This is a genomic window from Pseudomonas sp. 300, assembly GCF_055803035.1.
This window is the reverse complement of the sequence record NZ_JAVLRV010000003.1, coordinates 171664-196305: the sequence shown is the minus strand read 5'-3', so window position 1 is coordinate 196305 and position 24642 is coordinate 171664. Positions and strand designations below refer to the sequence as shown.

Below are 24642 nucleotides of genomic sequence, written 5' to 3'. Positions count from 1 at the left end.
CATGTGCCCCTGTGGGAGCTGGCTTGCCAGCGATGAGGCCCGCCAGCCACCACAGATTTCAATCCTCGCTGGTGTCCTTGATGAGATGCGCCGCCAACGTCCGTAATGGCCCCAACTGCCGGCAGATCAACGCCAACTGCGTCTGCACCAATCGCTGCCCCTCGTCGATCTCGTCCGGCATTTGTTCCAGCTCATTGGCCAGTGCCTCTTCTTCATCGCTCTGAATCGCAATCGGCAGTTTGCTCGCCAACCCTTGAGCGATCTCATCGATGCTGGTCGCCAGTTTCACGCCGGCCCCTTCGATCAAGTGTTCGCGCACCTCCGCCGGCAACTGGGTTTCACGGTGTGCACCCAGTCCTGACAAATAGCTGAGCAAGGTGTGCGACAGCACCAGGAAACGGAACCCTACATCCGCTTCCTTACGGAAATGCCCCGGCTCCATCAGCATGTTGGCGAGCGTCGTCGACAGCGCCGCATCGGCGTTGTGCGCGTTGCGTCGGGCCAGGCGATAAGCCAGGTCGTCGCTCTTGCCGGCAGCGTATTGCTGCATGATCTGGCGCAGGTAAATGCTGTTGCAGGTCAGGGTGTTGGCCAGCACCTTGTTCAGGCGTCGGCCCTGCCAGTCCGGAAGAAACAGGAACACCGCCAGGCCGGCGATCAGGCTGCCGAGCAAGGTATCGAACAGTCGCGGCAGGAACAGCCCATAACCATCGCCGACCTGATTGAAGCAGAACAGCACCATCAGCGTGATCGCGGCCGTGGCCAGGGTGTAGCGGGTGGTGCGGTTGATAAAGAACACCACGCCGGCGGCGATGGCGAAACACGACTGGATCAGCGGATTCGGGAACAGATCGAACAGCGCCCACGCCACGGTCAGGCCGATGGCGGTGCCGATGATCCGCTGACCGAGCTTGCGGCGGGTCGCGCCGTAGTTCGGTTGGCAGACGAACAGCGTGGTGAGGATGATCCAGTAACCTTGCGAGGGGTGAATCAAATGCACCATGCCGTAGCCGATGCTCAACGCCAGGGGCAAGCGCAGGGCGTGGCGGAACAGCAGCGAGGTCGGCGTCAGCTGCGTGCGCAAGCGAATCCAGACATCCTTGAGGCTGCGTGGCGAACGGTCGAGCAGGCTGCTGTCGGTGGCGTCGGCGAGGGCGTCGGGGTTGCTCGCGTCGCTGAGCAAGCGGTCAAGCGTGCCAAGGTTGGCGGCCAGTGCGCGCAAGGATCGCAGCAGTCCGCGCCAGGCTGGATTGCTCTGGATGCGCAGATGTTCAAGGGACGCGTGCAGGTCGCTGAGGGCTTCGGCGAAACTGGCGTCATAGATGAACGGCTGGCGCATCTGGATCGATTCCGCCAGCGCCCGGCAAGCCTTGCCCTGCTGGCGTAGCAGGCGCTGACAGCGGAACAGCACGTCGCTGTGGAAAAAGGCGTCGGCCAGCGCGTTGTACGGGTAGTGCGAGGAACTGGCGCGTTCGTGGATGTCCTGAGCAAGAAAGTAGAGCTTCAGGTAGCGGCTGACTTTCGAGCCCGGTCGACCGTTGCCGACCCGGTGCAGAATGATTTCCTTGGCGGCGTTCAGGGCCGCGACGACCCGACCGTTCTGCTGGGCCAGTTCCAGCCGCCGCGCTTCCACGTCCATCTGCCGGATCGGCTCGAACAGCGACGACTTCAGCTTCAGGTAAAAGCCCAATTCACGGAATAGCCGCGCCAGGCTCTGCTGCACCGGCTGATTGGAAAACATCGCCTGCCACAACACCGAGAGCAAGCCGTACCACGCCGCGCCGGCCACCAGCAGCACCGGTTCGTGCCAGAAATCGGTCACCGCGCCGCCGCGCTGGTCCACGCCGATCATGGTGTAGACCGACAGAATCAACGTCGCCGAGGCAATCGCGCCATAACGTTCGCCGAGCGCACCGAGCATGGTCAGGCAGAAACTTGCCAACGCGAAAGCGATGATGAAGAGGATGGGGTAGGGGAAGAGCAGTTCGACGGACAGGGCCGCGACGATGAAGCACACCAGCGTCACGGCCAGTGAATTGAGGCGGCCCTGCCAACTGTCGTCGGTTTCGGCCAGGGCGCTGGCGATGATCCCCAGGAACAACGGGATCAGCAGCCCCATTTCATCCTGATACCAACACAACGCCATGCTGCCGGTCAGGGCGATGAACACCCGCACGCTGTAACTGAATTTATCCAGCGCCCAGAGACGGCGCAGAGACTGATGAAAAGGGGTCGATGGCATGAAGTGCGAAGGCCTTCCGAGGCAATGACGCTAAATTGAGCCAGTAATGACGCCGACGCAATGGCGCCGATCACATCTGACAGCAAAATCTGTTCCTTCAAAACCTACACACATCAAAATGTGGGCGCGAGCCTGCTCGCGATAGCGGTGGATTAGATGGCATTTATGTTGACTGACACACCGCTATCGCGAGCAGGCTCCCACATTTTGATGTGTGTGTATCAGACGTACTGCGCGGCGGCGTAACCCGATGCCCAGGCCCACTGGAAGTTGAAACCACCCAGATGCCCGGTGACATCCAGCACTTCGCCGATGAAGTACAAACCAGGGCTTTTCAGCGACTCCATGGTCTTGGACGACACCTCGTTGGTATCGACGCCGCCCAAGGTCACTTCCGCCGTGCGATAGCCTTCGGTTCCGGCCGGCACCACTTTCCAGCTCGCCAGTTTCTCCGCGATGTCGGCAATTTCCGCGTGGGTGTATTGCTTCATCGGTTTGGAGACGAACCAGTTGTCCGCCAAAAGGTTGGCCATCTTCTTGGTGAAGATCTCGCCAAGCAGGGTTTTCAGTTCGCTGTTCGGACGTTCGGCTTGCTGCTCTTGCAGCCAGCTCGGCACGTCGTGATCCGGCATCAGGTTGATCTCTACCGCGTCGCCGGATTCCCAGAACGAGGAAATCTGCAAAATCGCCGGGCCGCTGAGGCCGCGATGGGTAAACAGGATGTTCTCGCGAAAACTCTGGTCGTTGCAGCTCACCAGGCAATCGACCGACGTACCGGACAGCTCGGTGCAAAGCTCCTTGAGCTGATCGGTGATGGTGAACGGCACCAGGCCGGCGCGGGTTGGCAACAGTTCGTGGCCAAACTGCTTGGCGACCTGATAACCGAAACCGGTGGCGCCCAAGGTCGGGATCGACAGACCGCCGGTGGCGATCACCAACGATTCACAGGTGATCTGGTCCAGCGTGGTGTCCAGCAGGTAACCGCTCTCCAGCTTCTCGATGGTCTGGATCGAGGTGTCCAGGTGCAGGCTGACACCGACCTGAGCGCATTCGCTGAGCAGCATCTCGAGGATGTCGCTGGATTTGTTATCGCAGAACAGTTGGCCGAGTTTCTTCTCGTAGTACGGCACGCCGTGCTTGGCGACCATGCCAATGAAGTCCCACTGCGTGTAGCGCGCCAGTGCGGATTTGCAGAAATGTTCGTTCTGCGAGAGGAAATTGCCCGGTTCGGTGTACATGTTGGTGAAATTGCAGCGGCCACCGCCCGACATCAGGATTTTCTTGCCGGCCTTGTTCGCGTGGTCGAGCAACATCACCTTGCGCCCGCGCCCGGCGGCGGTCAGTGCACACATCAACCCTGCGGCGCCAGCGCCAATGATCACGACTTCGGTAGAGCGCAAAACGGTGTCCTCACACAAGAGCTGATCTGGAATGCAATCAAATGTGGGAGCTGGCCTGCCAGCGATGGCATCCACTCGGTTTACCCGTCAGACCGAGTCGATGCCATCGCTGGCAGGCCAGCTCCCACACGGGGCGCGGCGTTCTTAGAGGATGCGAACGCGCAGCGAACGGCCTTTGATCTTGCCGTCATTCAGGCGCTGCAAGGCTTGCTTGGCGATCCCGCGTTCCACGGCCACGTACGCCTGGAAATCGAAAATCGCAATCTTGCCAACCTGCGCACCCGGAATGCCGGCATCGCCGGTCAATGCACCGAGGATGTCACCCGGACGCACCTTGTCTTTACGGCCGGCGCCGATAACCAGCGTGCTCATCTGCGGCAGCAACGGACCGCCGCCCTGGGACTTGAGGTTGTCCAGCTGATCCCAGCTCAACGGCGACTTCTGCAGTTGCTCGATGGCTTGGGCGCGGTGCGCTTCGGACGGGGCGACCAGGCTGATTGCAATGCCTTTCTCACCCGCACGACCGGTACGGCCAACGCGGTGAATGTGGATTTCCGAATCACGGGCCAATTCGACGTTGATCACCATGTCCAGCGCATCGATGTCCAGACCGCGAGCGGCGACGTCGGTGGCGACCAGTACCGAAGTGCTGCGGTTGGCGAACATCGCCAGCACCTGGTCACGATCACGCTGTTCCAGATCGCCGTGCAGGCCGACGGCGGAGATGCCTTTGGCGGTCAGGTGATCAACGGTTTCCTGAACCTGCTGCTTGGTGAAGCAGAAGGCCACGCAGGATGCCGGACGATGATGTGCGAGGACCTTGACCACGGCGTCCATGCGCTCTTCCGGGGAAATCTCGTAGAAGCGCTGCTCGATCTGCGTGTCGTCGTGGAACGCCTCGGCTTTCACTTGCTGCGGGTTGCGCATGAACTTGGAGGCCAACTGCTTGATGCCCACCGGGTACGTGGCGGAGAACAGCAGGGTCTGGCGGCGTTCCGGGCACTGCGCAATGATTTCTTCGATGGAATCGTAGAAACCCATGTCGAGCATACGGTCGGCTTCGTCGAGAATCAGGGTGTTCAAGCCGTGAAGGATCAGCGAGCCCTTGCGCAGGTGCTGTTGGATGCGACCCGGCGTGCCGACGATGATATGCGCGCCGTGCTCCAGCGAGCCGATCTGCGGGCCGAACGCTACGCCGCCGCACAGGGTCAGGATCTTGATGTTGTCTTCGGCGCGGGCCAGACGACGGAGTTCCTTGGCGACCTGGTCCGCCAGCTCGCGAGTCGGGCAGATGACCAGTGCCTGGCAACCGAAGAAGCGCGGATTGATCGGGTTCAGCAGGCCGATACCGAAGGCCGCGGTCTTGCCGCTGCCGGTCTTGGCCTGGGCGATCAGGTCCATCCCTTTCAGGATCACCGGCAAGCTTTGCGCCTGGATCGGCGTCATCTCGGCATAACCCAAAGAGTCGAGGTTAGCCAGCATGGCAGCGGACAGCGGCAAAGTATTAAAAGCGGTGGCGATGGTGGTCACGGGACGGGCCTGCAAAACAAAATGTCGCGCAGTGTATCAGTCCCGTGGCCATTGGCCCTAAGGTTCGATGTGTTCTTCCGGACGTTTGACACGCCGTCCGTCTTCCTTTGACAGCTGCGAGAAGATCGTTGCAGCCAGCATCGCCATGATTCCGACCGTCACGAAGGTCAGTTGGAACGCGCCCAGCACCGTGTCCACGCCATCGTTTCCGACCTCTGCCGTGAACCCGCCAAGCAGCGCACCGGCGCACGCAACGCCCAGGCTCAAGGACAATTGCGCGACCACCGACAGCAGGCTGTTGCCGCTGCTGGCGCTGGCGTCGTCGAGGTCGATCAGGGTCACGGTGTTCATCGCGGTGAACTGCAAGGAGTTGATTGCGCCGAGAACCGCCAGCATGCCCAGCAGCAGCCAATAGGGCGTCTGCTCGCTGACCAGCCCCATGCTTGCCAGCATCAACCCCAGCGCCAATGTGTTGCCGGTCAGCACGATGCGATAACCGAGGCGCTCGATCAGCGGCCGCGCCACGGACTTGGCAACCATCGCCGCAGCGGCCAGCGGCAACATGCTCATCCCCGCCTGAGAGGGTGAGTAGCCCAACGCCACTTGCAGCAGCAACGGCACCAGGAACGGCAAGGCGCCGCTGCCCAGGCGGGCGAACAGGTTGCCGAGAATGCCCACGGCAAACGTTCGGGTCTTGAACAGCGACGGTGCAAACAGCGGATTATCGATGTGCCCGGCGCGCAGCCAGTACGCCGCGAGGCACGCCATGCCGCCGAACAACAGCAACATCACGCGCAGGTGCGGCAGGTGCAGTTCGCCGAGGCCTTCCATGGCGACGGTGATCAGCACCATCGCCGCGCCAAACAGCAAGAAACCGAGGCTATCGAACCGCGTGCGTTCAGTGCCGCGAAGGTCGGGGATGAATTTCCACACCGCGTAGCAACCGACGGCGCCGACCGGCAGGTTGATCAGGAAGATCCAGTGCCACGTCAGGTATTCGACCATCCAGCCACCCATGGTCGGGCCGATCAACGGGCCGAGCAGGCCGGGAATGGTGATGAAGCCCATGATCCGCACCAGTTCCGAGCGCGGGTAGGCACGCAGCACCACCAGTCGTCCGACCGGGAGCATCAGCGCACCGCCCAGGCCCTGAATTACTCGGGCGCCGATCAGCATGCTCAGGCTGCTCGACAGGGCGCAGAGCAATGAGCCGAAACTGAACAACAGGATCGCGCCGAAGAAGATTTTCTTGGTGCCGAAGCGATCGGCAATCCAGCCTGAGGCGGGGATCAGAAGGGCGACGGTGAGCATGTAGGCAATGATTACGCCTTGCATGCGCAATGGGTCTTCCGCCAGGTCGCGGGCCATGGCCGGCAGGGCCGTGTTGAGGATGGTCCCGTCGAGGGACTGCATGAAGAAGGCAATGGCGACGACCCACGGCAACCAGCGGGCGGTGACGGCGTCGAGAGGCAGGCGGTTGGGCATGGGACCTCTTGTCAATTTGAATAACACACCGATCCTGCAGGAGCGGCCGGTCGACGCTCCTGCAGGGCGTGCGTTTACAGGGTCAACGTGAGTTTTCTGATCAGTGCACCCGGCAACAACGCCGATGCCGTGGCCCGCTGACTGTAGGTGCTCGCCGACAGCAACAGCTCGCGCTCTTCGGTCAACGCTTCCAGCTGCGAACCCAGCAGGCTGTAAGCACTGTCATCAAAACGCATGGTGCTGACCGGCGCCTGTATCTCGCCGTTCTCGACCCAGAACGTCGCAAACCGTGTCATCCCGGTCATGCGTGCTCCCGGCTGGTCCGAGTAGTTCAGGTACCAGAGGTTGCTGATGTACAAACCCGTGCCCAACTGCTTGAGGATCTCCGAGTCCGGCAGTGCGCCTGGCGCCATATTCAGCGCGGTCGGCGATTCGCCGCCGCTGGCGCCGTTGGCCGTCAGGCCGTATTCGGCGGCGCTGCGTGAACCGACCAATTGCGCGCCAGCCTTGCCTTCGACGATCAGCTTCAGGTCACTGCGTGGATACCCCTCACCCGAAAAGGCCGGGCTCAACGAGCCGCTGACGTGCTCGTCGAGGGACACCAGCGGACTGAACGAATGGTCGCCCGCGTAAAGTTTCTGCAGCGGGCTGCTCTTGCTGGCAATCGACTGCGCAGAGAAGCCACCCCAGGACAACATGCCCATGATCTCTTCCAGCGCGGCCGGCGCCAGGTAAGCGCGATACTGACCCGGTGCCAACGTACGCAATGGACGACCCAGGAATTCAAGCTGCTCACGTGCCTGCTGGAAGCGCCGGGCAAACCCTTCGCTGCTCCAGTCATGCCCGGCATAGCTGGCTTTTACCGCCTGGCCGTTTGCATGAAACAGGCTGAAGTCGAAGTTGAAGCTGTTGGCCTGGTGCCAGCCGAACGCGCCTGAAGAACTGGCGAAACCGCGACTGATCGGACCTGCAGCGTAGAAGCCGACCAGGTCCAGGCCTTCGGCAGCCTGGGCGATTTCGGCGACCACTTGCTCGGTGTCCGGCAGCGGATGCGCCTGTACGTTCTTGCTCTGCCAGCCGTTGTGATTGAGCAGCAGGTATGGATCCTGCGGCAGCAGCGGCAGGGTGTCGCGCAACTGTTGCAGCCCTTCGGCCAAACGCTGGAGGTCGACTTCAGCGTCGCCCGACAGCGTGATGTCGAGGTCGGCATGCCGCCCCTCGTTGATCAGTTTGAAACCGACACTCGCCTGCTGAACCTGTCCGGCCTGACGCACCTTGGCGTGGTTAAAACGTACAAAGGCCGACGACTCGGCGGCGTAGCTGAGGGTGAATTGTTCCGGTTCGCGAATCGCGTCGCGCAGCCAGTTGACCAAGGCCTTGAACCCATCGGCCTGATTGTTTGACGTAGTCATCAGGCGTCTCCCCCAAACACATCCACATTGCTGAACACACAGGCCGGGGACGCATGGCCGACACGGATCACCTGATTCGGCTCGCCCTTGCCGCAGTTCGGCGTGCCCAGAACCTTGAAGGTGCTGGCGTCGCCAACGGCGCTGAGGCTTTTCCAGAACTGTGCGGAAATCGCCCGGTAGTTCGGGTTTTTCACCACGCCTTTGAGTTCGCCGTTTTCAATCAACTGAGCCCATTCGCAACCGAACTGGAATTTGTTGCGTGCATCGTCGATCGACCAGGAACGGTTGGTGCTCATCAAAATACCGTGCTCGATGTTGCCGATCAGTTGCTCAAGCGGCTGGTCGCCAGGCTCGATGTTCAGGTTGGCCATGCGATCGATCGGCGGGCGATTCCAGCCGCAGGCGCGGCTGTTGGCGACGCCGTCCATGCCGGCACGGAATTGCGACAGCGCACCGCCCAGTGGACGCAGCAGCAAGCCTTCCTTGATCAGAAGTTGCTTGCTGGCGGCAGTGCCGTCGTCGTCATGGCCATAGCTGGCGAGCTGCTCGGGGATGTCCGGGTCGAAGGTCACGTTGAGCAGTGTCGACCCGTATTGCAGATGACCGAAGTCTTCTGCCTTGACGAAACTGGTGCCGGCGTAATTGCGCTCGTCACCGAGGATGCGGTCCAGCTCCAGCGGGTGACCGATGGATTCGTGGATCTGCAGCATCATCTGGTCGGGCATCAACAACAGGTCGCGCGGGCCTTGCGGGGTGTTCGGTGCCAGCAGCAATTGCAGCGCCTGATCGGCGACTTTCGGACCTGCACCCACGAGGCCGCAGCGGCTGATCACATCAAAGCCGCCTTGTTGGCCGAAGTTTTCACGGCCCAGGGTTCGGGTCTGGCTGTCACTGCCGTCGTAGGCGGTGACTTCCAGGCTCGGGTAGACAAAACGCTGGGCCTGGCGCAGCTCAGCGCCGGCGCTGCTGAGGTAGATCTGTTCGACGTTGGTGATGCCGATGCTCACCTGCCAGTTCACCAGTCGCTCGTCCGTGGGCACGGACGCGGATTCGGCGCCGAGCAGTTGATAGCAGTCGCTCAGGGACGGGAAAGGCTGATCGAAATTCGGTGAGAAGTAATCGGCGCGGTCGCTGGAGACGGCGTGATCGCGCAGGTCGAGCAGGGCGTGGGGCTTGAGTCGGCGGGCTTGTTGCTCGGCTTTTTCCAGCGCAGCTTGCAGGCCGGATTGCGACAGGTCGTTGGTCGCGGCGTAGGCTTCGACGCCGTTGACGCGCACGGTCAACATCGCACCTTCGTCACGGCTCAGGCTCGGAGGTTCGGCGACGTTCTTGCGCACCGACAGGAACTGGCCGGACTCGCGCACATAACGCAGCGAAAAAAATTCAGCGCCCGTGCGTAAGGCAGCGAAGCGCTGCTTGAGCTGAGGGTGGAAATCGAACATTCGGGAACCTCCTTGGTCTGGAGTGGCGGTGCAGCGGTGTTGCGAAGGGCGAGAGGTGAAACGTTTGCGTGGCGCTAGATTAGGCTTGGGGGAGGGGTAGATCAAGGGTGAGGCTGTGTGGGAAAGGCTCACGGAGTTTAGAACGCGCGTACCGAGGTGGCCTGATGATCTTAAGTTCACGAACAGCCCGTTGAAGACTGCTCGCGATCTAGACCTCTCCAGACGGAGGCTGCTTTTAACCGTTCAGATAAGCGAACGCTGTCACATAGATGAGTAGGCTTGCAAAGAAAGAAGGCAGGATCTTCTTCGTTTTGGCGACTGCGATGAAGGTGCCCACGAGCAGAAACAGTTTCAGCGCGTCCAGAATTTGAAACTGCTGTATCAGTGTTAATGCATCCATCTTGTTGAAAGCAGTGTCGTATATGATTACCCCCAACATAGCTTGCGCGCTGTAGCTGATAAAGCGATAAAACGAACCTTGGGTTTGTGTGAGCGCGCTGCTGTTTTTGAAGGCGAAGGGCAGGGCCCTAAATGCAAAGGCTGTACAGGCAGAAAATGCGATAAGAAGCCAGATTGTCATGAGCCCATCCTGACTCGTTTTTTGTAACTGTTTTCAATAAGCACGATCAAACCGCCAATTATGAAAGGTGTGCAGAGCAGGCTGTAATCTCTGAACAAGTAGACCAGCAGTGGCGCAGCGACAAAGCCCAGCCAGTAACCCGAAACTTCCGCATAGTGAGGCCAGTGTTTACCAGCCAACGCGGTGAACTGTAACGGTAACAGGAGTGTCATGGCTGCATAGATAATTGGCGACGTCAATTTTGCACCAGCAACGAACCCGATATAGGTGCAAATAACCGACACGCCAAATATCGGGAGCCCCAACCCGATCATGTAGCTAAATGGGTGGTCTACTCTTCGTTTAAATCGAGTGACGCATCCGGTGAATATCGAAGGCGTAATAAGAACTAACGAGGCCATGATGGCCGCGGTGGAAGTATTTCTTATATGCGGCGCAAGTGTTGCGGAAAGTAGTACAAAGCGAGCGTTGAGAGCCACGATGATAGGGAGTAAAATCCATCCGTCGTTATGGTTCTGTACTATCAAAAATTGTAATGGGGTAGAAAATATAAACAGAGTCGTTGCAAGGGATTGGCTTAAAGTTAGTGATTGCGAGGCGCTTAGAGCGCCAATCGAGAGGTAAAGAAAGATGAATGCGACGCCGAACGTGATTGCATCGCGAGCCCCTTCTTTAAATACGTTGCCGGATGAAGATGGGGCGCGTACGTGCGCGGCAACCATTAACAGGCCTCCCGAGTACAAGCTGTTTCATTCAGTGCGTAGTATTGCTTTCTAGGACCTTTGCTTCGGAACAAGAGCCGGGGCGTATTATTGAACGTGGAGTTGTTCGCATGGGCACGAACCTGGTCGGCATCGAGATTCAGCATCGGCCGTGCGTGCAGTACCTTGTGGTTGGCCACGATAAGGAACGTGCCGGTTTCAGCAATTGAGACATGATTTTTTGCGCTGCTAAGGCCAGAACGTATTTTGTCTAGGACATGTTGGCCGCCGTTTACCGCGCGCATCCGTGCACCGTTCTGCGGATCAATTCGGAAATCCAGCGAAAATTGAAAGCCGTAGATTTCGGAAAATTTGACTACTTGGCGAACCCGTTTTTTTAAGCCGCTAACGTTTTTGCCGGATATAAACGCAGCTTCCATTGTTAGTAGTTCGTGAATCTCTTGATCGTTCAGCTCGCACAGCAACGAGCTAGGAAAGTAGTAAGCGGTGGGGGTTTTTGTGATGTCGCGGCAAACGGTTAGGGCTAAATAGTCTACATCCAGGTTTTCATATAGATCGTCGGAGTGTGGAGTGATATCACCGTGTCCGTTGCCCCATTCACGATGTTTTTCTGCCGACGGCTTTAGAAACAATGCTTTGTGTTCTTCGTATTCGTACTTTATATCAGTAAGGTGGAACAGGTCGGCCAAAGCCTCGTGCACTGTCAGAGCCAGTTTTGGCGAGTCTAGGTTGAAAATATTTGTTATACAAATAGCTGCGTGGCCATTCCTAAGACCTACCGTGCCAAAGTGGGCAGTGTCTTCTGTGCGCAAGTAGGTCAAAAAGAGGTTGATTAATTGGGATTTTAAAGCGTGCGTGCCTTGATTGTTATTTTTTTTCCACCAAGACTCAATGACACCAGCCAAATAGCCAAAATCCAAAAAAACTGTTTTTTCTTTAGATATTTCTTCTCTGAAAAAACTGACGTCCGTAGTTTTGTCGATGCACTGCAAGGTCTTGATTTCCTTCAAATATTCATTGAGGCTAGGTTGAGCCGGGCGCGAATACTAGTGGAAATTTTTAAATGTGTGTAATTGGAAGTGTTACTAGCTGTTGTTAACAGGGAGTGTAATTATTTAGTTGCTTGGTGTGTATGTAGCTGGCTGAGCGGTTAACTTGTGTTAGGCAAAAAAAACCGCCGACCCCGGGAGGTTGACGGTTGTTTGAACAAGCGCCTGATATTACTGAGCAGCCAGTGTCACATCCCGCATCGGCTTACCACGCACCGGTGCATCACCGGCCACGTAGTAATCGGCCGTGCTGCGCGGCAATGGCTTGCGACCACGGATCTTGTCGGCGATTTTCTCGGCGATCATGATCGTTGGCGCGTTCAGGTTGCCCGTGGTGATGATCGGCATGATCGAGGCATCGACCACGCGCAGACCTTGCATGCCATGTACACGACCTTCGCCATCGACCACGGCCATGTCGTCGGTGCCCATTTTGCAGGAGCATGACGGATGGAACGCGGTTTCGGCGTGTTCGCGGATGAACTTGTCGAGCTGCTCATCGGTTTGCACGTCGATGCCCGGGCTGATTTCGCGACCACGGAAGGCGTCCAGTGCCGGCTGTTGCATGATTTCGCGGGTCAGGCGGATGCCGTCGCGGAATTCCTGCCAGTCTTGCTCGGTGGCCATGTAGTTGAACAGGATGCTCGGGTATTCGCGCGGATCCTTCGACTTGGCCTGGATGCGACCACGGCTTGGCGAACGCATGGAGCCCATGTGTGCCTGGAAACCGTGCTCTTTCACGCCGTTGCTGCCGTTGTAGTTAATCGCGACCGGCAGGAAGTGGTACTGGATGTTCGGCCAATCGAATTCCGGACGGGAACGGATGAAACCGCCGGCTTCGAACTGATTGCTGGCGCCGATACCGGTGCCGTTGAACAGCCACTCGGCACCGATGGCCGGCTGGTTGTACCAGAGCAGCGACGGGTACAGCGAGACGGGTTGGGTGCAGGCGTATTGCAGGTACAGCTCGAGGTGATCCTGCAGGTTTTCGCCGACGCCTGGCAGGTCATGGACCACCGGGATGTCGAGCTTGTTCAGCAGTTCGGCCGGGCCGACGCCGGAGCGTTGCAGGATCTGCGGCGACGCGATGGCGCCGGAGCACAGCAGCACTTCTTTACGGGCGCGGGCTTCAACGCGCTCTTCAGCGGCGCCGATCAGGTAACGCACGCCGACCGCACGCTTGCCTTCGAACAGGATCTTGTCGGTCAGGGCGTGGGTAACGATGGTCAGGGTCGAGCGCTTTTTGGCAGTATCCAGGTAACCGCGAGCGGTGCTGGCGCGACGGCCGTTCGGCGTCACGGTACGGTCCATCGGGCCGAAGCCTTCCTGCTGGTAACCGTTCAAGTCTTCGGTGCGCGGGTAACCGGCTTGTACGCCGGCTTCAACCATGGCGTGGAACAGCGGGTTGTTACCAGCCTTCGGCGTGGTCACGCTGACCGGACCTTCGCCACCGTGGTAGTCGTTCGGGCCGATGTCGCGGGTTTCGGCCTTGCGGAAATAGGGCAGGCAGTTCAGGTAGTCCCAGTCTTCCAGACCTGGAAGCTTGGCCCAGTTGTCGTAGTCCATCGCGTTGCCGCGGATGTAGCACATGCCGTTGATCAGCGAAGAACCGCCGAGGCCCTTGCCGCGACCGCATTCCATCCGACGACCGTCCATGTGTGGCTCAGGATCGGTTTCGTAGGCCCAGTTGTAGCGACGGCCTTGCAGCGGGAACGCCAGGGCGGCCGGCATTTGTGTGCGGAAATCGAGACGATAATCCGGGCCGCCCGCTTCGAGCAGCAGGACGGTGACGCCTTCGTCTTCAGTCAGACGGGTCGCCAGGGTGTTACCGGCGGAGCCGGCACCGATGATGATGTAGTCGAATTCTTGGGACATTGAATGCACCCTCTTTGAAGTTGGTCAGGTCAGGCACTGACGAGTGCTGCGCACTCGATCGCCAGCAGGCTGGCTCCCACATTGGAATGCGTACTCTGTGGGAGCCAGCCTGCTGGCGATGACGGCCTCGCAGGCGAAGCAGATGCCGCCTTAGAACACCGAGGCGTAATCGCCCAGCTCAACCTGTACCGATTTGATGCGTGTGAAGTTGTTCAGCGAGCTGATGCCATTCTCACGACCAACACCCGACTGCTTGTAGCCGCCGACCGGCATCTTCGCGTCGGACTCGCCCCAGGCGTTGATCCAGCAGATACCGGCTTCCAGTTGATGAATCACGCGGTGAGCGCGGTTCAGGTCCTTGGTGACGACGCCTGCGGCCAGGCCGAAGTCGGTGTCGTTGGCACGACGGATCACTTCTTCTTCGGTTTCGTAAGTCAGGATCGCCATCACCGGGCCGAAGATTTCTTCGCGAACGATGGTCATCTCGTCGGTGCAATCGGTGAACACCGTCGGTGCCACGAACGCGCCTTTGGCGAATTCGCCTTCGGTCAGACGGCTGCCGCCGCACAGAACGCGAGCGCCTTCTTCCTTACCTTTGGCGATGTAACCCAACACGCTTTCCATGTGGGCGAAGCTGACCAGCGGGCCGAAGTTGGTATTTTCGTCTTCCGGGTTGCCGATGCGGATACGGGCAACGCGCTCGGCGATCTTGGCTTCGAAAGCGGCTTTCAGATGAGTCGGTACGAACACCCGAGTGCCGTTGGTGCAAACCTGGCCGGAGCTGTAGAAGTTGGCCATCATCGCGGTGTCGGCGGCGCGATCGAGATCGGCATCGTCGAAAATGATCAGCGGGGATTTGCCGCCCAGTTCCATGGTCACGTCTTTCAAGGACGAAGCGGAAGCGCTGGCCATGACCTTCTTGCCGGTGTCGGTGCCGCCGGTGAAGGAGATTTTTTCGATGCGCGGGTGCTCGGTCAACCAGGTGCCGACTTCACGGCCGCTGCCGGTCAACACGTTGAACACGCCGGCTGGCAGGCCTGCCTCGGTGTAGATCTCGGCCAGTTTCAGCGTGGTCAGGGACGTGACTTCGCTTGGCTTGAAGATCATCGCGTTACCGGCCGCCAGGGCGGGTGCGGATTTCCACAGGGCGATCTGGATCGGGTAGTTCCACGCGCCGATGCCGGCGACAACGCCCAGCGGCTCGCGACGGGTGTAGACGAAAGACGTAGTGCGCAACGGGATCTGCTCGCCTTCGATGGCGGGCACCAGGCCTGCGTAGTATTCCAGCACGTCAGCGCCGGTAACGATGTCGACGTACTTGGTTTCGGAGAACGACTTGCCGGTGTCCAGGGTTTCCAGGGCGGCCAGTTCATCGTTGCGCTCGCGCAGGATGTCCACGGCGCGACGCAGGATGCGCGAACGCTCCATGGCGGTCATCGCAGCCCAGATTTTCTGGCCCTTTTCGGCGCTGACGACAGCGCGCTCGACGTCTTCCTTGGTCGCACGTTGTACTTTTGCGAGGACTTCACCGTTAGCCGGGTTGATGGCTTCGAAAGTGGCGTCGCTGCTGGCGTCGGAGTAACCGCCATCGATGTAGAGTTTTTGCAGTTCGAAACGGGCCATAGTGTCCTCGCAAGTGCATAAGTGGTTGGCGTAGGCCACCGCGGTGAAGCCATACAAGTGTGGCAACACCGATCGGCAGCAGTTCAGGGGTTGAGCGTTTATGTGTGCTCTAACTCACCTGCTTGGCCAATTGGAAATCCATGTATTCGTAAGCGATCCGGTGCGCCTGCTCCGTGTCGAAAGCATCTCCCGACAGCGCCCCCCGCAACCACAAACCGTCAATCAACGCCGCCAGGCCCCGGGCTGCACTGCGCGCATCATCGAGCGGCAATACGCGGCGGAACTGGCAGCACAGGTTGGAATACAGACGGTGATCGTTGATCCGCTGCAACCTGTGCAAAGACGGGTGGTGCATGCTGGTGGCCCAGAAGGCCAGCCAGGTTTTCATTGCCGGGCCATTGACCTGGCTGGCGTCGAAGTTGCCTTCGATGATCACCTGCAGATGCGCCCGCGGGCTGTCATCTGTCAGCGCCTGACGGCGCACGGTGACGTTCTCGCTGAGGACGCTCATCAGATACTGCGCCGTGGCAGCGATCAGGCCGTTCTTGTCCTGAAAATAGTGACTGATGATGCCATTCGAGACACCGGCCAAACGGGCGATCAGCGCAATGCTGGCGTCCCCCATTCCGACCTGATCAACCGCCTGCAATGTGGCTTCGATCAATTGCTGGCGGCGGATGGGTTGCATACCGACCTTGGGCATCTTGCACATCTCCTTAGGCCTTCCGGCGGACGTAAAACGTCTATCGGATTGACGGCCAGTCTATTTTGTTTTGATTGAACGTTCAATCAACAAAGAATAAGATCTGCGACAAATCGTCGCTGCTTACAGATTTTTCCTACGTGTAAATGGCGATAAACCGACATCCAAAGCGGCTCGAAACCCCTACGCCCCGGCGTTCCGGGCTTCGGGCTTTTTTCGGGGTGTCTTTATATCACCCGTCGGTCGGCTGCCAACTAACCGATTGGTCGGGTACCGCGTTGCCTTGTGTTCTTCTCTCGCACTGCCTGGAGCATCTGTGCCATGAGTTCTGCCTCTCTAATAAAGACCCCGCCCGAGAAGGTGACGGTCAACGGTTGGGTGTTCTACACCTCTACCGCGCTGATTTTGCTGTTGACCGCCATTCTGATCATTGCCCCGCAAGAGGCTGGCAGATTGCTCGGTATCGCCCAGGCGTGGCTGTCCCGCAGTTTCGGCTGGTACTACATGGTGGTGATCGCCGCTTACCTGGTATTTGTGGTCGGCCTGGCGTTTTCGTCCTACGGCAAGCTCAAACTGGGCAGCAAGGATGACACCCCGGACTTCAGCTATGGTGCCTGGGCGGGGATGCTGTTCTCGTCGGGTATCGGCATCTCGCTGTTGTATTTCGGTGCTTCCGAGCCGCTGGACCACTACTTCAATCCGCCGGAAGGCGTTTCGGCCAGCAACATGGCCGCGCGTCAGGCGGTGCAGCTGACTTTCCTGCACTGGGGTCTGCACGGTTGGGCGATCTACGCGCTGGTCGGCCTGGCCGTGGCGTACTTTGCTTATCGGCACAACCAGCCGCTGGCGTTGCGTTCGGCGCTGTATCCGCTGGTCGGTGAGCGTTGGGTCAAAGGCGCGGCCGGTCACGCGGTGGACGGCTTCGGCATGTTCGTGACCCTGCTGGGTCTGGTGACGAACCTGGGGATTGGTTCGCTGCAAGTGTCGTCGGGCCTGGAAAACCTGTTCGGCATGGAGCACAGCAACACCAACCTGCTGATCGTGATCATCGTGATGAGCACCGTCGCGACCATCGCGGCCGTGTCCGGCGTGGAAAACGGCATCCGTCGCCTGTCCAACCTGAACATCGTGCTGTTCAGCGGTCTGCTGATTTTCGTGCTGCTGTTTGGCCCGACCTTGCACCTGCTCAACGGCTTCGTGCAGAACGTCGGCGACTACCTCAACGGCGTGGTGCTGAAGACGTTCGACCTTTACGTCTACGAAGGCGACAGTGAGAAGTCCGACCGCTGGTTGGGCCTGTGGACCCTGTTCTACTGGGCCTGGTGGATTTCCTGGGCGCCATTCGTGGGCATGTTCATCGCGCGTATTTCCCGTGGTCGCACGGTGCGTGAATTGGTGGCCGGCGTGCTGCTGATTCCGTTGGGGTTCACCCTGGCGTGGCTGTCGATCTTCGGTAACTCGGCCCTGGACCTGGTGATGAACCATGGGGCGGTGGAGCTTGGGAAGACGGCGCTGGAACAGCCGTCGATGGCGATCTACCAGTTGCTGGAGCATTACCCGGCGTCGAAGATTGTGATCGGCGTGTCGATCTTTGTCGGTTTCGTGTTGTTCCTGACCCCGGCGGATTCCGGCGCGGTGATGATGGCCAACCTGTCCTGCAAGGGTGGCAACGTTGACGAAGATGCGCCGCACTGGCTGCGGATCTTCTGGTCGGTGGTGATTACCCTGGTGACCATCGGCCTGCTGTTCGCCGGTAACTTCGAAGCCATGCAAACCATGGTGGTGCTGGCCGGTCTGCCGTTCTCGGTGGTGCTGGTGTTCTTCATGTTCGGCTTGCACAAGGCCATGCGCCAGGACGTGCAGATCGAACAGGAGCAAGCGGAACTGGCGGCACGCGGTCGTCGTGGCTTCAGCGAGCGTTTGACCCAGTTGGACCTGCAACCGAACCAGTCGATCGTTCAGCGTTTCATGGACAAGCAAGTCAGCCCGGCGCTGGAAGACGCGGCGGTGCAATTGCGCGCTCAAGGCCTGGACGTGCAAACGTTGCTCGGTAAGTCCAAGCGTTGCATGGGCGTGCGCATCGAGATGGAAGAGGGCAACCCTTTTGTCTACGAAGTGAGCCTGGATGGCTATCTGGCTGCGGCGAGTGACACGGTGTCGGCTGAAAGTGCCGATGAGCCGCGCGCCCGTTACTACCGCGCCGAGGTGTATCTGCACAACGGCAGCCAGGACTACGACTTGATGGGCTTCACTCAGGATCAGATCACTCGTGACGTGCTCGATCAGTTTGAAAGCCATCGGCAGCTCCTTGGCCGGGTGTATAGCTAAGTAATCAAGGACGCAGTGTTTCGGCCTGAAGCACCGCGTCGGCTTCATCGCCAGCAGGCTGGCTCCCACAAGAGAAAGCATTCCAGTGTGGGAGCCAGCCTGCTGGCGATGGGGACTTCAACTTCAACACTGCATCACCCGATATCCCATAAACAAAAACGCCGCGATCCTCTCGCGGCGTTTTTGTGTGTGCTGCCTTACCCCAGGTTCTTGCCGAGCAGCGCGTGATACAGCTCGCTGTCACCGAGAATCCCGACCACATGATTGTTGTCGTGTAGCACCAGTTTGTTGCCGGTCTGATAACGAATCAGCAGCGCATCGCGCATGCCGATGTTCGAGTCCACCAGCGTCGGCCGACGTTCCAGGCCTTCAACCGCCTGCCCCGGGATCCAGTTCTGCAGGTCCAGGCTCGCACCGTTCTGGCGTGCGCCTTTGATGGTGTTGCCTTCCGCCAGGTCCAGCCACGAATCGCCGCCCGGATCCAGGCAGACCGAACCGTTGATGCGCTTGCAGTTGTCCAGGGTGCGCATCAGGCTGCGACCGCACAAAACGTTCAGCGGATTGGTGTGGGCAACGAAGGTCCGCACATAGTCGTCCGCCGGGTTGAGGACGATTTCTTCGGGTTTGCTGTATTGCACGATCCGACCGTCTTTCATGATCGCGATACGGCTGCCCAGCTTCAGGGCTTCATCGAGGTCGTGACTCACGAAGACGATGGTTTTGTTCAGCTTGCTTTGCAGCTCCAGCAGCTCGTCCTGCAGGCCTTGGCGGATAAGCGGGTCGAGGGCCGAGAACGGTTCGTCCATCAGCAGAATGTCGGCGTCCATCGCCAGCGCGCGGGCCAGGCCTACACGTTGTTGCATACCGCCGGAGAGTTCGTCGGGCTTCTTGTTGCGCCACTGAGTCAGTCCCACCAGCTCAAGCTTTTCGTCCACCAGTTTGCGGCGTTCTTTCTCGGGGCGGCCCTGCATTTCCAGACCGAAACTGATGTTCTCGCGCACCGTCAGCCACGGCATCAGGGCGAATTTCTGGAACACCATGGCGATGCGTTTGGTGCGCATCATTTTCAGTTCCGCCGGGGTACAGGAAGCAATGTCGATCTGCTTGCCTTCGTGCTCGACGAACAGCTTGCCGCGGCTCACGGTGTTGAGGCCGTTGATGCAACGCAGCAGACTGGATTTGCCAGAGCCGGACAGGCCCATCAGCACGCAGATTTCGCCTTTCTCGATATCCAGGCTGGCCTTTTCGACACCGACAATCTGCCCGGTCTTTTTCAGGATCTGGTCGCGGGTCATGCCCTGGTCGAGGAGCTTGAGCGCCTCACGCGGGTCCTTGGAGAAGATTACGTCGACGTCTTCGAAGCGAATAATGCTCATGCGTCACCCCCTACTTTAGCGTCGGGTTGTTTGCAGATACGGTCGAGCATGATCGCCAGCAATACGATCGCCAGGCCGGCTTCGAAGCCGAGGGCGATATCAGCAGTGTTCAGTGCGTTGACCACGGGTTTGCCCAGGCCGTCGGCGCCCACCAGTGCCGCGATCACCACCATCGACAACGACAGCATGATGCACTGGGTGATACCGGCCGCGATGCTTGGCATGGCGTGGGGCAGTTCAATCCGTGAGAGCAGTTGACGGCGCGAGCAGCCGAAGGCTTTGCCGGCGTCCATCAGTTCCTGTGGAACATCGCGAATGCCCAGGTAAGTCAGGCGGATGGGCGCGGCAATCGCGAACACCACCGTGGAGATCAGACCAGGGACCACACCCAGACCGAAGAGGGTCAGGGTAGGAATGAGGTAAACGAAGGTCGGTACGGTCTGCATCAGATCGAGCACCGGACGCATCACGGTGTAGAACATCGGTTTGTGCGCGGCGACGATGCCCAGTGGCACGCCGATGACCACGCAGACCAGGGTGGCGAACAACACCTGGGCGAGGGTTTCCATGGTTTCCTGCCAGTACCCCAGATTGAGGATCAGCAGGAAGGAGGCGATGACGAAGACCGTCAGTCCCCATTTTCGTTGAATGAAGTGTGCCAGTAGCGCGATGAGGCCGATCAATGCCAGCGGGTTGAACCAGGTCAGCGCGAAAGTCACGCCGTGGATCATCGTTTCCAGGGACACGGCAATGGCGTCGAAGGTGTTGGCGCCGTGTTGCGTCAACCATTCAACGAAGCCCGCGATGTACTGGCCTAAAGGGATTTTCTGATCAATCAGCATGGTAGTGAACGTCCGCATGCAAGGAAATAAACAGCCCGGACGACCGAAGCCGTCCGGCGTAAGCGATGCTTCTTAATTCAAGGCTGCGCGAGCTTGGCTTTAACGGCCTCCAGGCCTGGTTTACCGTCAATGGTGGTCACGCCAGCGAGCCAGGTATCGAGCACCTGTGGATTCTTTTTCAGCCAGGCCTTGGCGGCCGCGTCAGGCTTCATTTTGTCGTCCAGGACGTTGCCCATCAGCGTGCTTTCCATGTCGAGGGTGAACACCAGGTTTTTCAGCAACTGTCCAACGTTGCTGCATTCCTGGGCGTAACCCTTGCGGGTGTTGGTGAAGATGGTCGCCTGACCGAAGTTGGGGCCGAAATAATCGTCGCCGCCGGTCAGGTACTTCATCTTGAAACGCGTGTTCATCGGGTGCGGTTCCCAGCCCAGGAACACCACGGCGGTGTTGCGGCGCTGGGCGCGATCGACTTGCGAGAGCATGCCTGCCTCGCTGGACTCGACTACCTTGAAGCCGGCTGCTTTCAGGCCGAAGGCGTCCTTGTCGATCATGCTCTGGATCAGACGGTTGCCGTCGTTACCCGGTTCGATGCCGTAGATCTTGCCGTCGAGTTCTTTCTTGAACTTGGCAATGTCGGCGAAATCCTTCAGGCCTTTGTTATACAACTCTTCGGGGACGGCGAGTGTGTATTTTGCGTTTTCCAGGTTGGCGCGCAGGGTATCCACGGTGCCAGCATCGCGGTAGGCCTTGATGTCGTTTTCCATGGTCGGCATCCAGTTACCCAGGAATACGTCCATGTTCTTGCCATCGGCCAGCGACTTGTAGGTCACCGGCACGGAAATCATGGTGGTTTTGGTTTTGTAGCCCAGGGCATCGAGGACGACGCTGGTGGTGGCGGTGGTGACAGTAATGTCAGTCCAGCCGACATCGGAGAAGTTTACGGTACTGCACTGAGCGGGTTCTGCGGCTTGAGCCAGTAACGGCAGACTCAGCATGGCGGCCAACAACAACGACGGGGAACCTTTCATGGATGGACTCCTTGGTGTTTTTTTTGGCAGTGTTCCGACTGTGGACCACCGCACTTATAGGTTGCGGTTGGATGGCGTTTTGGAGACATCTCTACCACGGCGCCTTGCAATCGAGTCGATACGATCATGTACCAGTGAAAATCTGACGCCTACAGGGTGCGTCGTATCCAGTACAGGGATGGTCGCATCCAGTGTCGGTGACGTCGTTTACAGATTTTTTCAGGCCCTTTTGCCGTTCTGAACCGCAAAAAAACGGCGGAAATGCTACGTAAAAGACCTGCGGCGTTGCTGGGCATGAGTGCGTCGGTGTGAGACGTCGAACCACACGATAAAAGCCTGATGATGCGGCCATCCCGACGGATTGCAGCTTGAGCGTAGCAGCTCCGTCACCGGGCGCTTCTGCGCCTGGAGTTGGCATATCCAGGAGTTCGGCAGTAATGGCTATCAGCGTTTTCGACCTGTTCAAAATCGGCATCGGCCCTTCCAGTTCGCACACCGTAGGGCCGATGCGCGCCGCGGCGCTGTTCGTGCAAGGTTTGCGTGAGCAGGGTCTTTTGGAACAAGTGCGGCGCATCGAAGTTCAGCTTTATGGTTCGTTGTCGGCCACCGGCATCGGTCACGGCAGCGACAACGCGGTGATCATGGGCCTGATGGGTGAGTGGCCGGATGCGATCGATCCGTCGCAAATCGGCATTCGCATCGAAACCCTGCGCGAAACCCACACGCTGCTGCTCGACGGTCGTTTATCAGTGCCGTTCATCTGGGCCCGGGACATGCGCCTGATCGACGAAAACCTGCCATTCCACCCCAACGCCATGACCCTGATTGCCGAAGGCGATGAGGGCGAGCTGCATCGCGACACTTACTATTCCATCGGCGGCGGTTTTGTCGTCGATGAAGCGCAAGCCTCCAGCGGCGTGGTGGATCTGGATCGCACCGAGTTGCCGTACGAATTCTCCAGCGCTGTCGAACTGCTCAGCCTCTGCAAGCAGCACAACCTGCGCGTGGCTGAATTGATGATGGCCAACGAGAAGGTCTGGCGCAGCGAAGACGAAATCCGCGCCGGGCTGATGAAGCTCTGGCGGGCCATGCAGGATTGCGTCGAGCAAGGCCTCAAGCACGAAGGCATCCTGCCCGGAGGTCTGAACGTGCGCCGCCGTGCGGCCAAATTGCACCGTAGCCTGCAAGAGCTGAACAAGCCCAACGTCATCGGCTCGACCCTGAGCGCGATGGAGTGGGTCAACCTGTTCGCCCTGGCGGTCAACGAAGAAAACGCGGCCGGTGGGCGCATGGTTACGGCGCCGACCAATGGTGCTGCGGGGATCATTCCGGCGGTGTTGCACTATTTCATGAAGTTCAGCGAGGTGGTGACGGAGGCCAACGTGGTCGACTACTTCCTCAGTGCCGCAGCGGTGGGGATTCTGTGCAAGAAGAACGCCTCTATTTCCGGTGCGGAAGTCGGTTGCCAGGGCGAAGTCGGTTCGGCGTGCGCGATGGCGGCGGCGGGGTTGGCGGAGATTCTCGGCGCCACCCCGGAGCAGTTGTGCAACGCAGCGGAAATCGGCCTTGAGCACAACCTCGGACTGACCTGCGACCCGGTCGGCGGGCTGGTGCAGGTGCCGTGCATCGAGCGCAATGCGATTGCTGCGGTGAAAGCGATCAACGCGGCGCAGATGGCGTTGCGCGGCGATGGTCAGCACTTTATTTCGCTGGACCGGGTGATCCGCACCATGCGTGATACCGGGGCGGATATGCATGACAAATATAAAGAGACATCGCGGGGTGGGTTGGCGGTGAGTGCGGTGGAGTGCTGATTCCGCGTCGCCCCAATCGCTGGCAAGCCAGCTCCCACAGGGATCTCTGGTGTGAAGGCTATCTATGCCACACAGCAGAACCTTGTGGGAGCTTGCCAGCGATAGCGTCAGACCAGTCAAAACTGCGCGCTAAGTGAACACAGGAATTGAAACGCGCCACGTTTTGGCGCGTCGCTTACAGATAAGCGACTTCCCCTGATCAGGAACCCAGTCTGGCCATTACCGCCTGTCACCTGTGCTTGCGGTGACACTCTCCCTCAGGTCGCCGTAGCCCTGTTCCCACAAGTGCTACCGATTTGCTCAAGCCCAACGGGGCAGAGCGCTTTCTACCGTTAATGGCACTTATAACCCCCACTCTGCGCACGGCTTATATAGACACGCCGCGACGTCGTTTTCAGGAGTTATTGAACGTGCATTCAATTTTAGGCATGGCATTTGCTCTGTCATTACAAAGCCCGTCTCCCACGCGAGAACGATGGCAATAACAAGAGCCTCCGCCTGAGGCCATCACCCGCTTTGTGTGAGGAGATACCGCGATGACGACGTTCAACTCCGGGGCCCAACCCCAGAACCGTGCGCCTCAATCCATCGGCTTTCTGCTGCTGGACAATTTCACGCTGATTTCTCTGGCCTCCGCCGTAGAACCTCTGCGTATGGCCAACCAATTGTCCGGTCGCGAGCTGTATCGCTGGACCACGCTCACCGTCGACGGCGGTCAGGTCTGGGCCAGTGACGGTCTGCAGATCACCCCCGACGCCTCCATGCACAAAGCACCCCCCATGGACACCATCATTGTCTGCGGCGGTATCGGCATACAGCGCACCGTTACCCGTGAACACGTATCCTGGTTGCAAAGCCAGGCCCGCAAGGCCTGCCGCCTCGGTGCGGTCTGCACCGGCAGCTGGGCCCTGGCCTGCGCCGGCCTGCTGGACGGTTTCGATTGCAGCGTGCACTGGGAATGTCTGGCCTCGATGCAGGAAGCTTTCCCGCGCGTTGTCATGAGCACGCGCCTGTTCACCCTCGACCGTAACCGTTTCACCAGCTCCGGCGGCACCGCGCCGCTAGACATGATGCTGCACTTGATCAGCCGTGATCATGGGCGTGAACTGTCGGCGGCGATTTCGGAGATGTTTGTCTACGAGCGCATCCGTAACGAACAGGATCACCAGCGCGTGCCGCTCAAGCACATGC

General features: G+C 59.2%; 18 protein-coding genes. 3 read left to right on the top strand and 15 right to left on the bottom strand.

Annotated elements, in window-relative coordinates:
- Positions 1 to 58 precede the first annotated feature (58 nt).
- From yccS to betI, 12 genes are all read right to left on the bottom strand, one after another.
- Positions 59 to 2242, bottom strand: a complete 2184-nt coding sequence (gene yccS, locus Q7W83_RS26225; RefSeq protein WP_150633747.1) for a YccS family putative transporter — start codon at positions 2240 to 2242, stop codon at positions 59 to 61.
- Positions 2243 to 2463: 221 nt separating this feature from the next.
- A complete protein-coding gene (locus Q7W83_RS26220) occupies positions 2464 to 3642 on the bottom strand; it encodes a BaiN/RdsA family NAD(P)/FAD-dependent oxidoreductase (protein ID WP_473657889.1) in 1179 nt (392 codons plus the stop codon).
- A 144-nt stretch (positions 3643 to 3786) separates the two neighbouring features.
- Entirely contained in the window at positions 3787 to 5124 is a 1338-nt protein-coding gene (gene dbpA / locus Q7W83_RS26215; protein WP_263596744.1) for an ATP-dependent RNA helicase DbpA, read from the bottom strand.
- Between the two features lie 105 nt (positions 5125 to 5229).
- Entirely contained in the window at positions 5230 to 6657 is a 1428-nt protein-coding gene (gene mdtD / locus Q7W83_RS26210; RefSeq protein ID WP_150633750.1) for a multidrug transporter subunit MdtD, read from the bottom strand.
- A gap of 74 nt (positions 6658 to 6731) precedes the next feature.
- Positions 6732 to 8069: a TldD/PmbA family protein gene (locus Q7W83_RS26205; RefSeq protein ID WP_473657885.1), complete on the bottom strand. Its 1338-nt coding sequence runs from the start codon at positions 8067 to 8069 to the stop codon at positions 6732 to 6734.
- The gene (locus Q7W83_RS26200) at positions 8069 to 9511 is read right to left on the bottom strand and encodes a TldD/PmbA family protein (protein ID WP_150633752.1); all 1443 of its coding nucleotides are present in this window, start codon (positions 9509 to 9511) and stop codon (positions 8069 to 8071) included. Before Q7W83_RS26200 ends, Q7W83_RS26205 begins: the two co-directional genes overlap by 1 nt.
- Positions 9512 to 9746: 235 nt before the next feature.
- Positions 9747 to 10091, bottom strand: a complete 345-nt coding sequence (locus Q7W83_RS26195) for an AzlD domain-containing protein (RefSeq protein ID WP_150653979.1) — start codon at positions 10089 to 10091, stop codon at positions 9747 to 9749.
- Entirely contained in the window at positions 10088 to 10813 is a 726-nt protein-coding gene (locus Q7W83_RS26190) for an AzlC family ABC transporter permease (RefSeq protein WP_150653980.1), read from the bottom strand. The genes Q7W83_RS26195 and Q7W83_RS26190 overlap by 4 nt, the downstream gene beginning before the upstream one ends.
- A complete protein-coding gene (locus Q7W83_RS26185; RefSeq protein ID WP_150653981.1) occupies positions 10813 to 11805 on the bottom strand; it encodes a hypothetical protein in 993 nt (330 codons plus the stop codon). The genes Q7W83_RS26190 and Q7W83_RS26185 overlap by 1 nt, the downstream gene beginning before the upstream one ends.
- Before the next feature lie 228 nt (positions 11806 to 12033).
- Positions 12034 to 13737 (bottom strand): choline dehydrogenase, encoded by a 1704-nt coding sequence (betA, locus tag Q7W83_RS26180; protein ID WP_150653982.1) that lies wholly within the window; start codon positions 13735 to 13737, stop codon positions 12034 to 12036.
- Positions 13738 to 13887: 150 nt separating this feature from the next.
- A complete protein-coding gene (betB, locus tag Q7W83_RS26175; RefSeq protein ID WP_150633754.1) occupies positions 13888 to 15360 on the bottom strand; it encodes a betaine-aldehyde dehydrogenase in 1473 nt (490 codons plus the stop codon).
- 109 nt (positions 15361 to 15469) lie between these two features.
- Positions 15470 to 16063: a transcriptional regulator BetI gene (gene betI, locus Q7W83_RS26170; RefSeq protein ID WP_150633755.1), complete on the bottom strand. Its 594-nt coding sequence runs from the start codon at positions 16061 to 16063 to the stop codon at positions 15470 to 15472.
- Between the two features lie 378 nt (positions 16064 to 16441).
- Between betI and Q7W83_RS26165 the strand changes: the two genes are divergently transcribed.
- A complete protein-coding gene (locus Q7W83_RS26165) occupies positions 16442 to 18391 on the top strand; it encodes a BCCT family transporter (protein WP_224787833.1) in 1950 nt (649 codons plus the stop codon).
- A 197-nt stretch (positions 18392 to 18588) separates the two neighbouring features.
- Here Q7W83_RS26165 and choV read toward each other — a convergent pair whose 3' ends face one another.
- The 3 genes from choV to Q7W83_RS26150 form a co-directional block, all read right to left on the bottom strand.
- Complete coding sequence (gene choV / locus Q7W83_RS26160; RefSeq protein ID WP_150633757.1) at positions 18589 to 19767, bottom strand: choline ABC transporter ATP-binding protein; 1179 nt, start codon at positions 19765 to 19767, stop codon at positions 18589 to 18591.
- The gene (gene choW, locus Q7W83_RS26155; RefSeq protein ID WP_150633758.1) at positions 19764 to 20609 is read right to left on the bottom strand and encodes a choline ABC transporter permease subunit; all 846 of its coding nucleotides are present in this window, start codon (positions 20607 to 20609) and stop codon (positions 19764 to 19766) included. The genes choV and choW overlap by 4 nt, the downstream gene beginning before the upstream one ends.
- A 77-nt stretch (positions 20610 to 20686) precedes the next feature.
- Positions 20687 to 21637: a choline ABC transporter substrate-binding protein gene (locus tag Q7W83_RS26150; RefSeq protein WP_150633759.1), complete on the bottom strand. Its 951-nt coding sequence runs from the start codon at positions 21635 to 21637 to the stop codon at positions 20687 to 20689.
- Between the two features lie 437 nt (positions 21638 to 22074).
- On the opposite strand from Q7W83_RS26150, the gene Q7W83_RS26145 reads away from it, so the two are divergent.
- The gene (locus Q7W83_RS26145) at positions 22075 to 23451 is read left to right on the top strand and encodes an L-serine ammonia-lyase (protein WP_150633760.1); all 1377 of its coding nucleotides are present in this window, start codon (positions 22075 to 22077) and stop codon (positions 23449 to 23451) included.
- A 536-nt stretch (positions 23452 to 23987) separates the two neighbouring features.
- On the top strand, positions 23988 to 24642 hold a 655-nt coding region (locus tag Q7W83_RS26140), incomplete at its 3' end, for an AraC family transcriptional regulator (RefSeq protein ID WP_473657875.1).

Bases quoted from the DNA above. Each gene is read 5' to 3' on its own strand.
- yccS (WP_150633747.1), bottom strand. From the start codon at position 2,242: ATGCCATCGACCCCTTTTCATCAGTCTCTGCGCCGTCTCTGGGCGCTG.
- Q7W83_RS26150 (WP_150633759.1), bottom strand. From the start codon at position 21,637: ATGAAAGGTTCCCCGTCGTTGTTGTTGGCCGCCATGCTGAGTCTGCCG.
- Q7W83_RS26200 (WP_150633752.1), bottom strand. From the start codon at position 9,511: ATGTTCGATTTCCACCCTCAGCTCAAGCAGCGCTTCGCTGCCTTACGC.
- betA (WP_150653982.1), bottom strand. From the start codon at position 13,737: ATGTCCCAAGAATTCGACTACATCATCATCGGTGCCGGCTCCGCCGGT.
- betB (WP_150633754.1), bottom strand. From the start codon at position 15,360: ATGGCCCGTTTCGAACTGCAAAAACTCTACATCGATGGCGGTTACTCC.
- Q7W83_RS26190 (WP_150653980.1), bottom strand. From the start codon at position 10,813: ATGGTTGCCGCGCACGTACGCGCCCCATCTTCATCCGGCAACGTATTT.
- choV (WP_150633757.1), bottom strand. From the start codon at position 19,767: ATGAGCATTATTCGCTTCGAAGACGTCGACGTAATCTTCTCCAAGGAC.
- Q7W83_RS26205 (WP_473657885.1), bottom strand. From the start codon at position 8,069: ATGACTACGTCAAACAATCAGGCCGATGGGTTCAAGGCCTTGGTCAAC.
- mdtD (WP_150633750.1), bottom strand. From the start codon at position 6,657: ATGCCCAACCGCCTGCCTCTCGACGCCGTCACCGCCCGCTGGTTGCCG.
- betI (WP_150633755.1), bottom strand. From the start codon at position 16,063: ATGCCCAAGGTCGGTATGCAACCCATCCGCCGCCAGCAATTGATCGAA.
- Q7W83_RS26195 (WP_150653979.1), bottom strand. From the start codon at position 10,091: ATGACAATCTGGCTTCTTATCGCATTTTCTGCCTGTACAGCCTTTGCA.
- Q7W83_RS26145 (WP_150633760.1), top strand. From the start codon at position 22,075: ATGGCTATCAGCGTTTTCGACCTGTTCAAAATCGGCATCGGCCCTTCC.
- choW (WP_150633758.1), bottom strand. From the start codon at position 20,609: ATGCTGATTGATCAGAAAATCCCTTTAGGCCAGTACATCGCGGGCTTC.
- dbpA (WP_263596744.1), bottom strand. From the start codon at position 5,124: ATGCTGGCTAACCTCGACTCTTTGGGTTATGCCGAGATGACGCCGATC.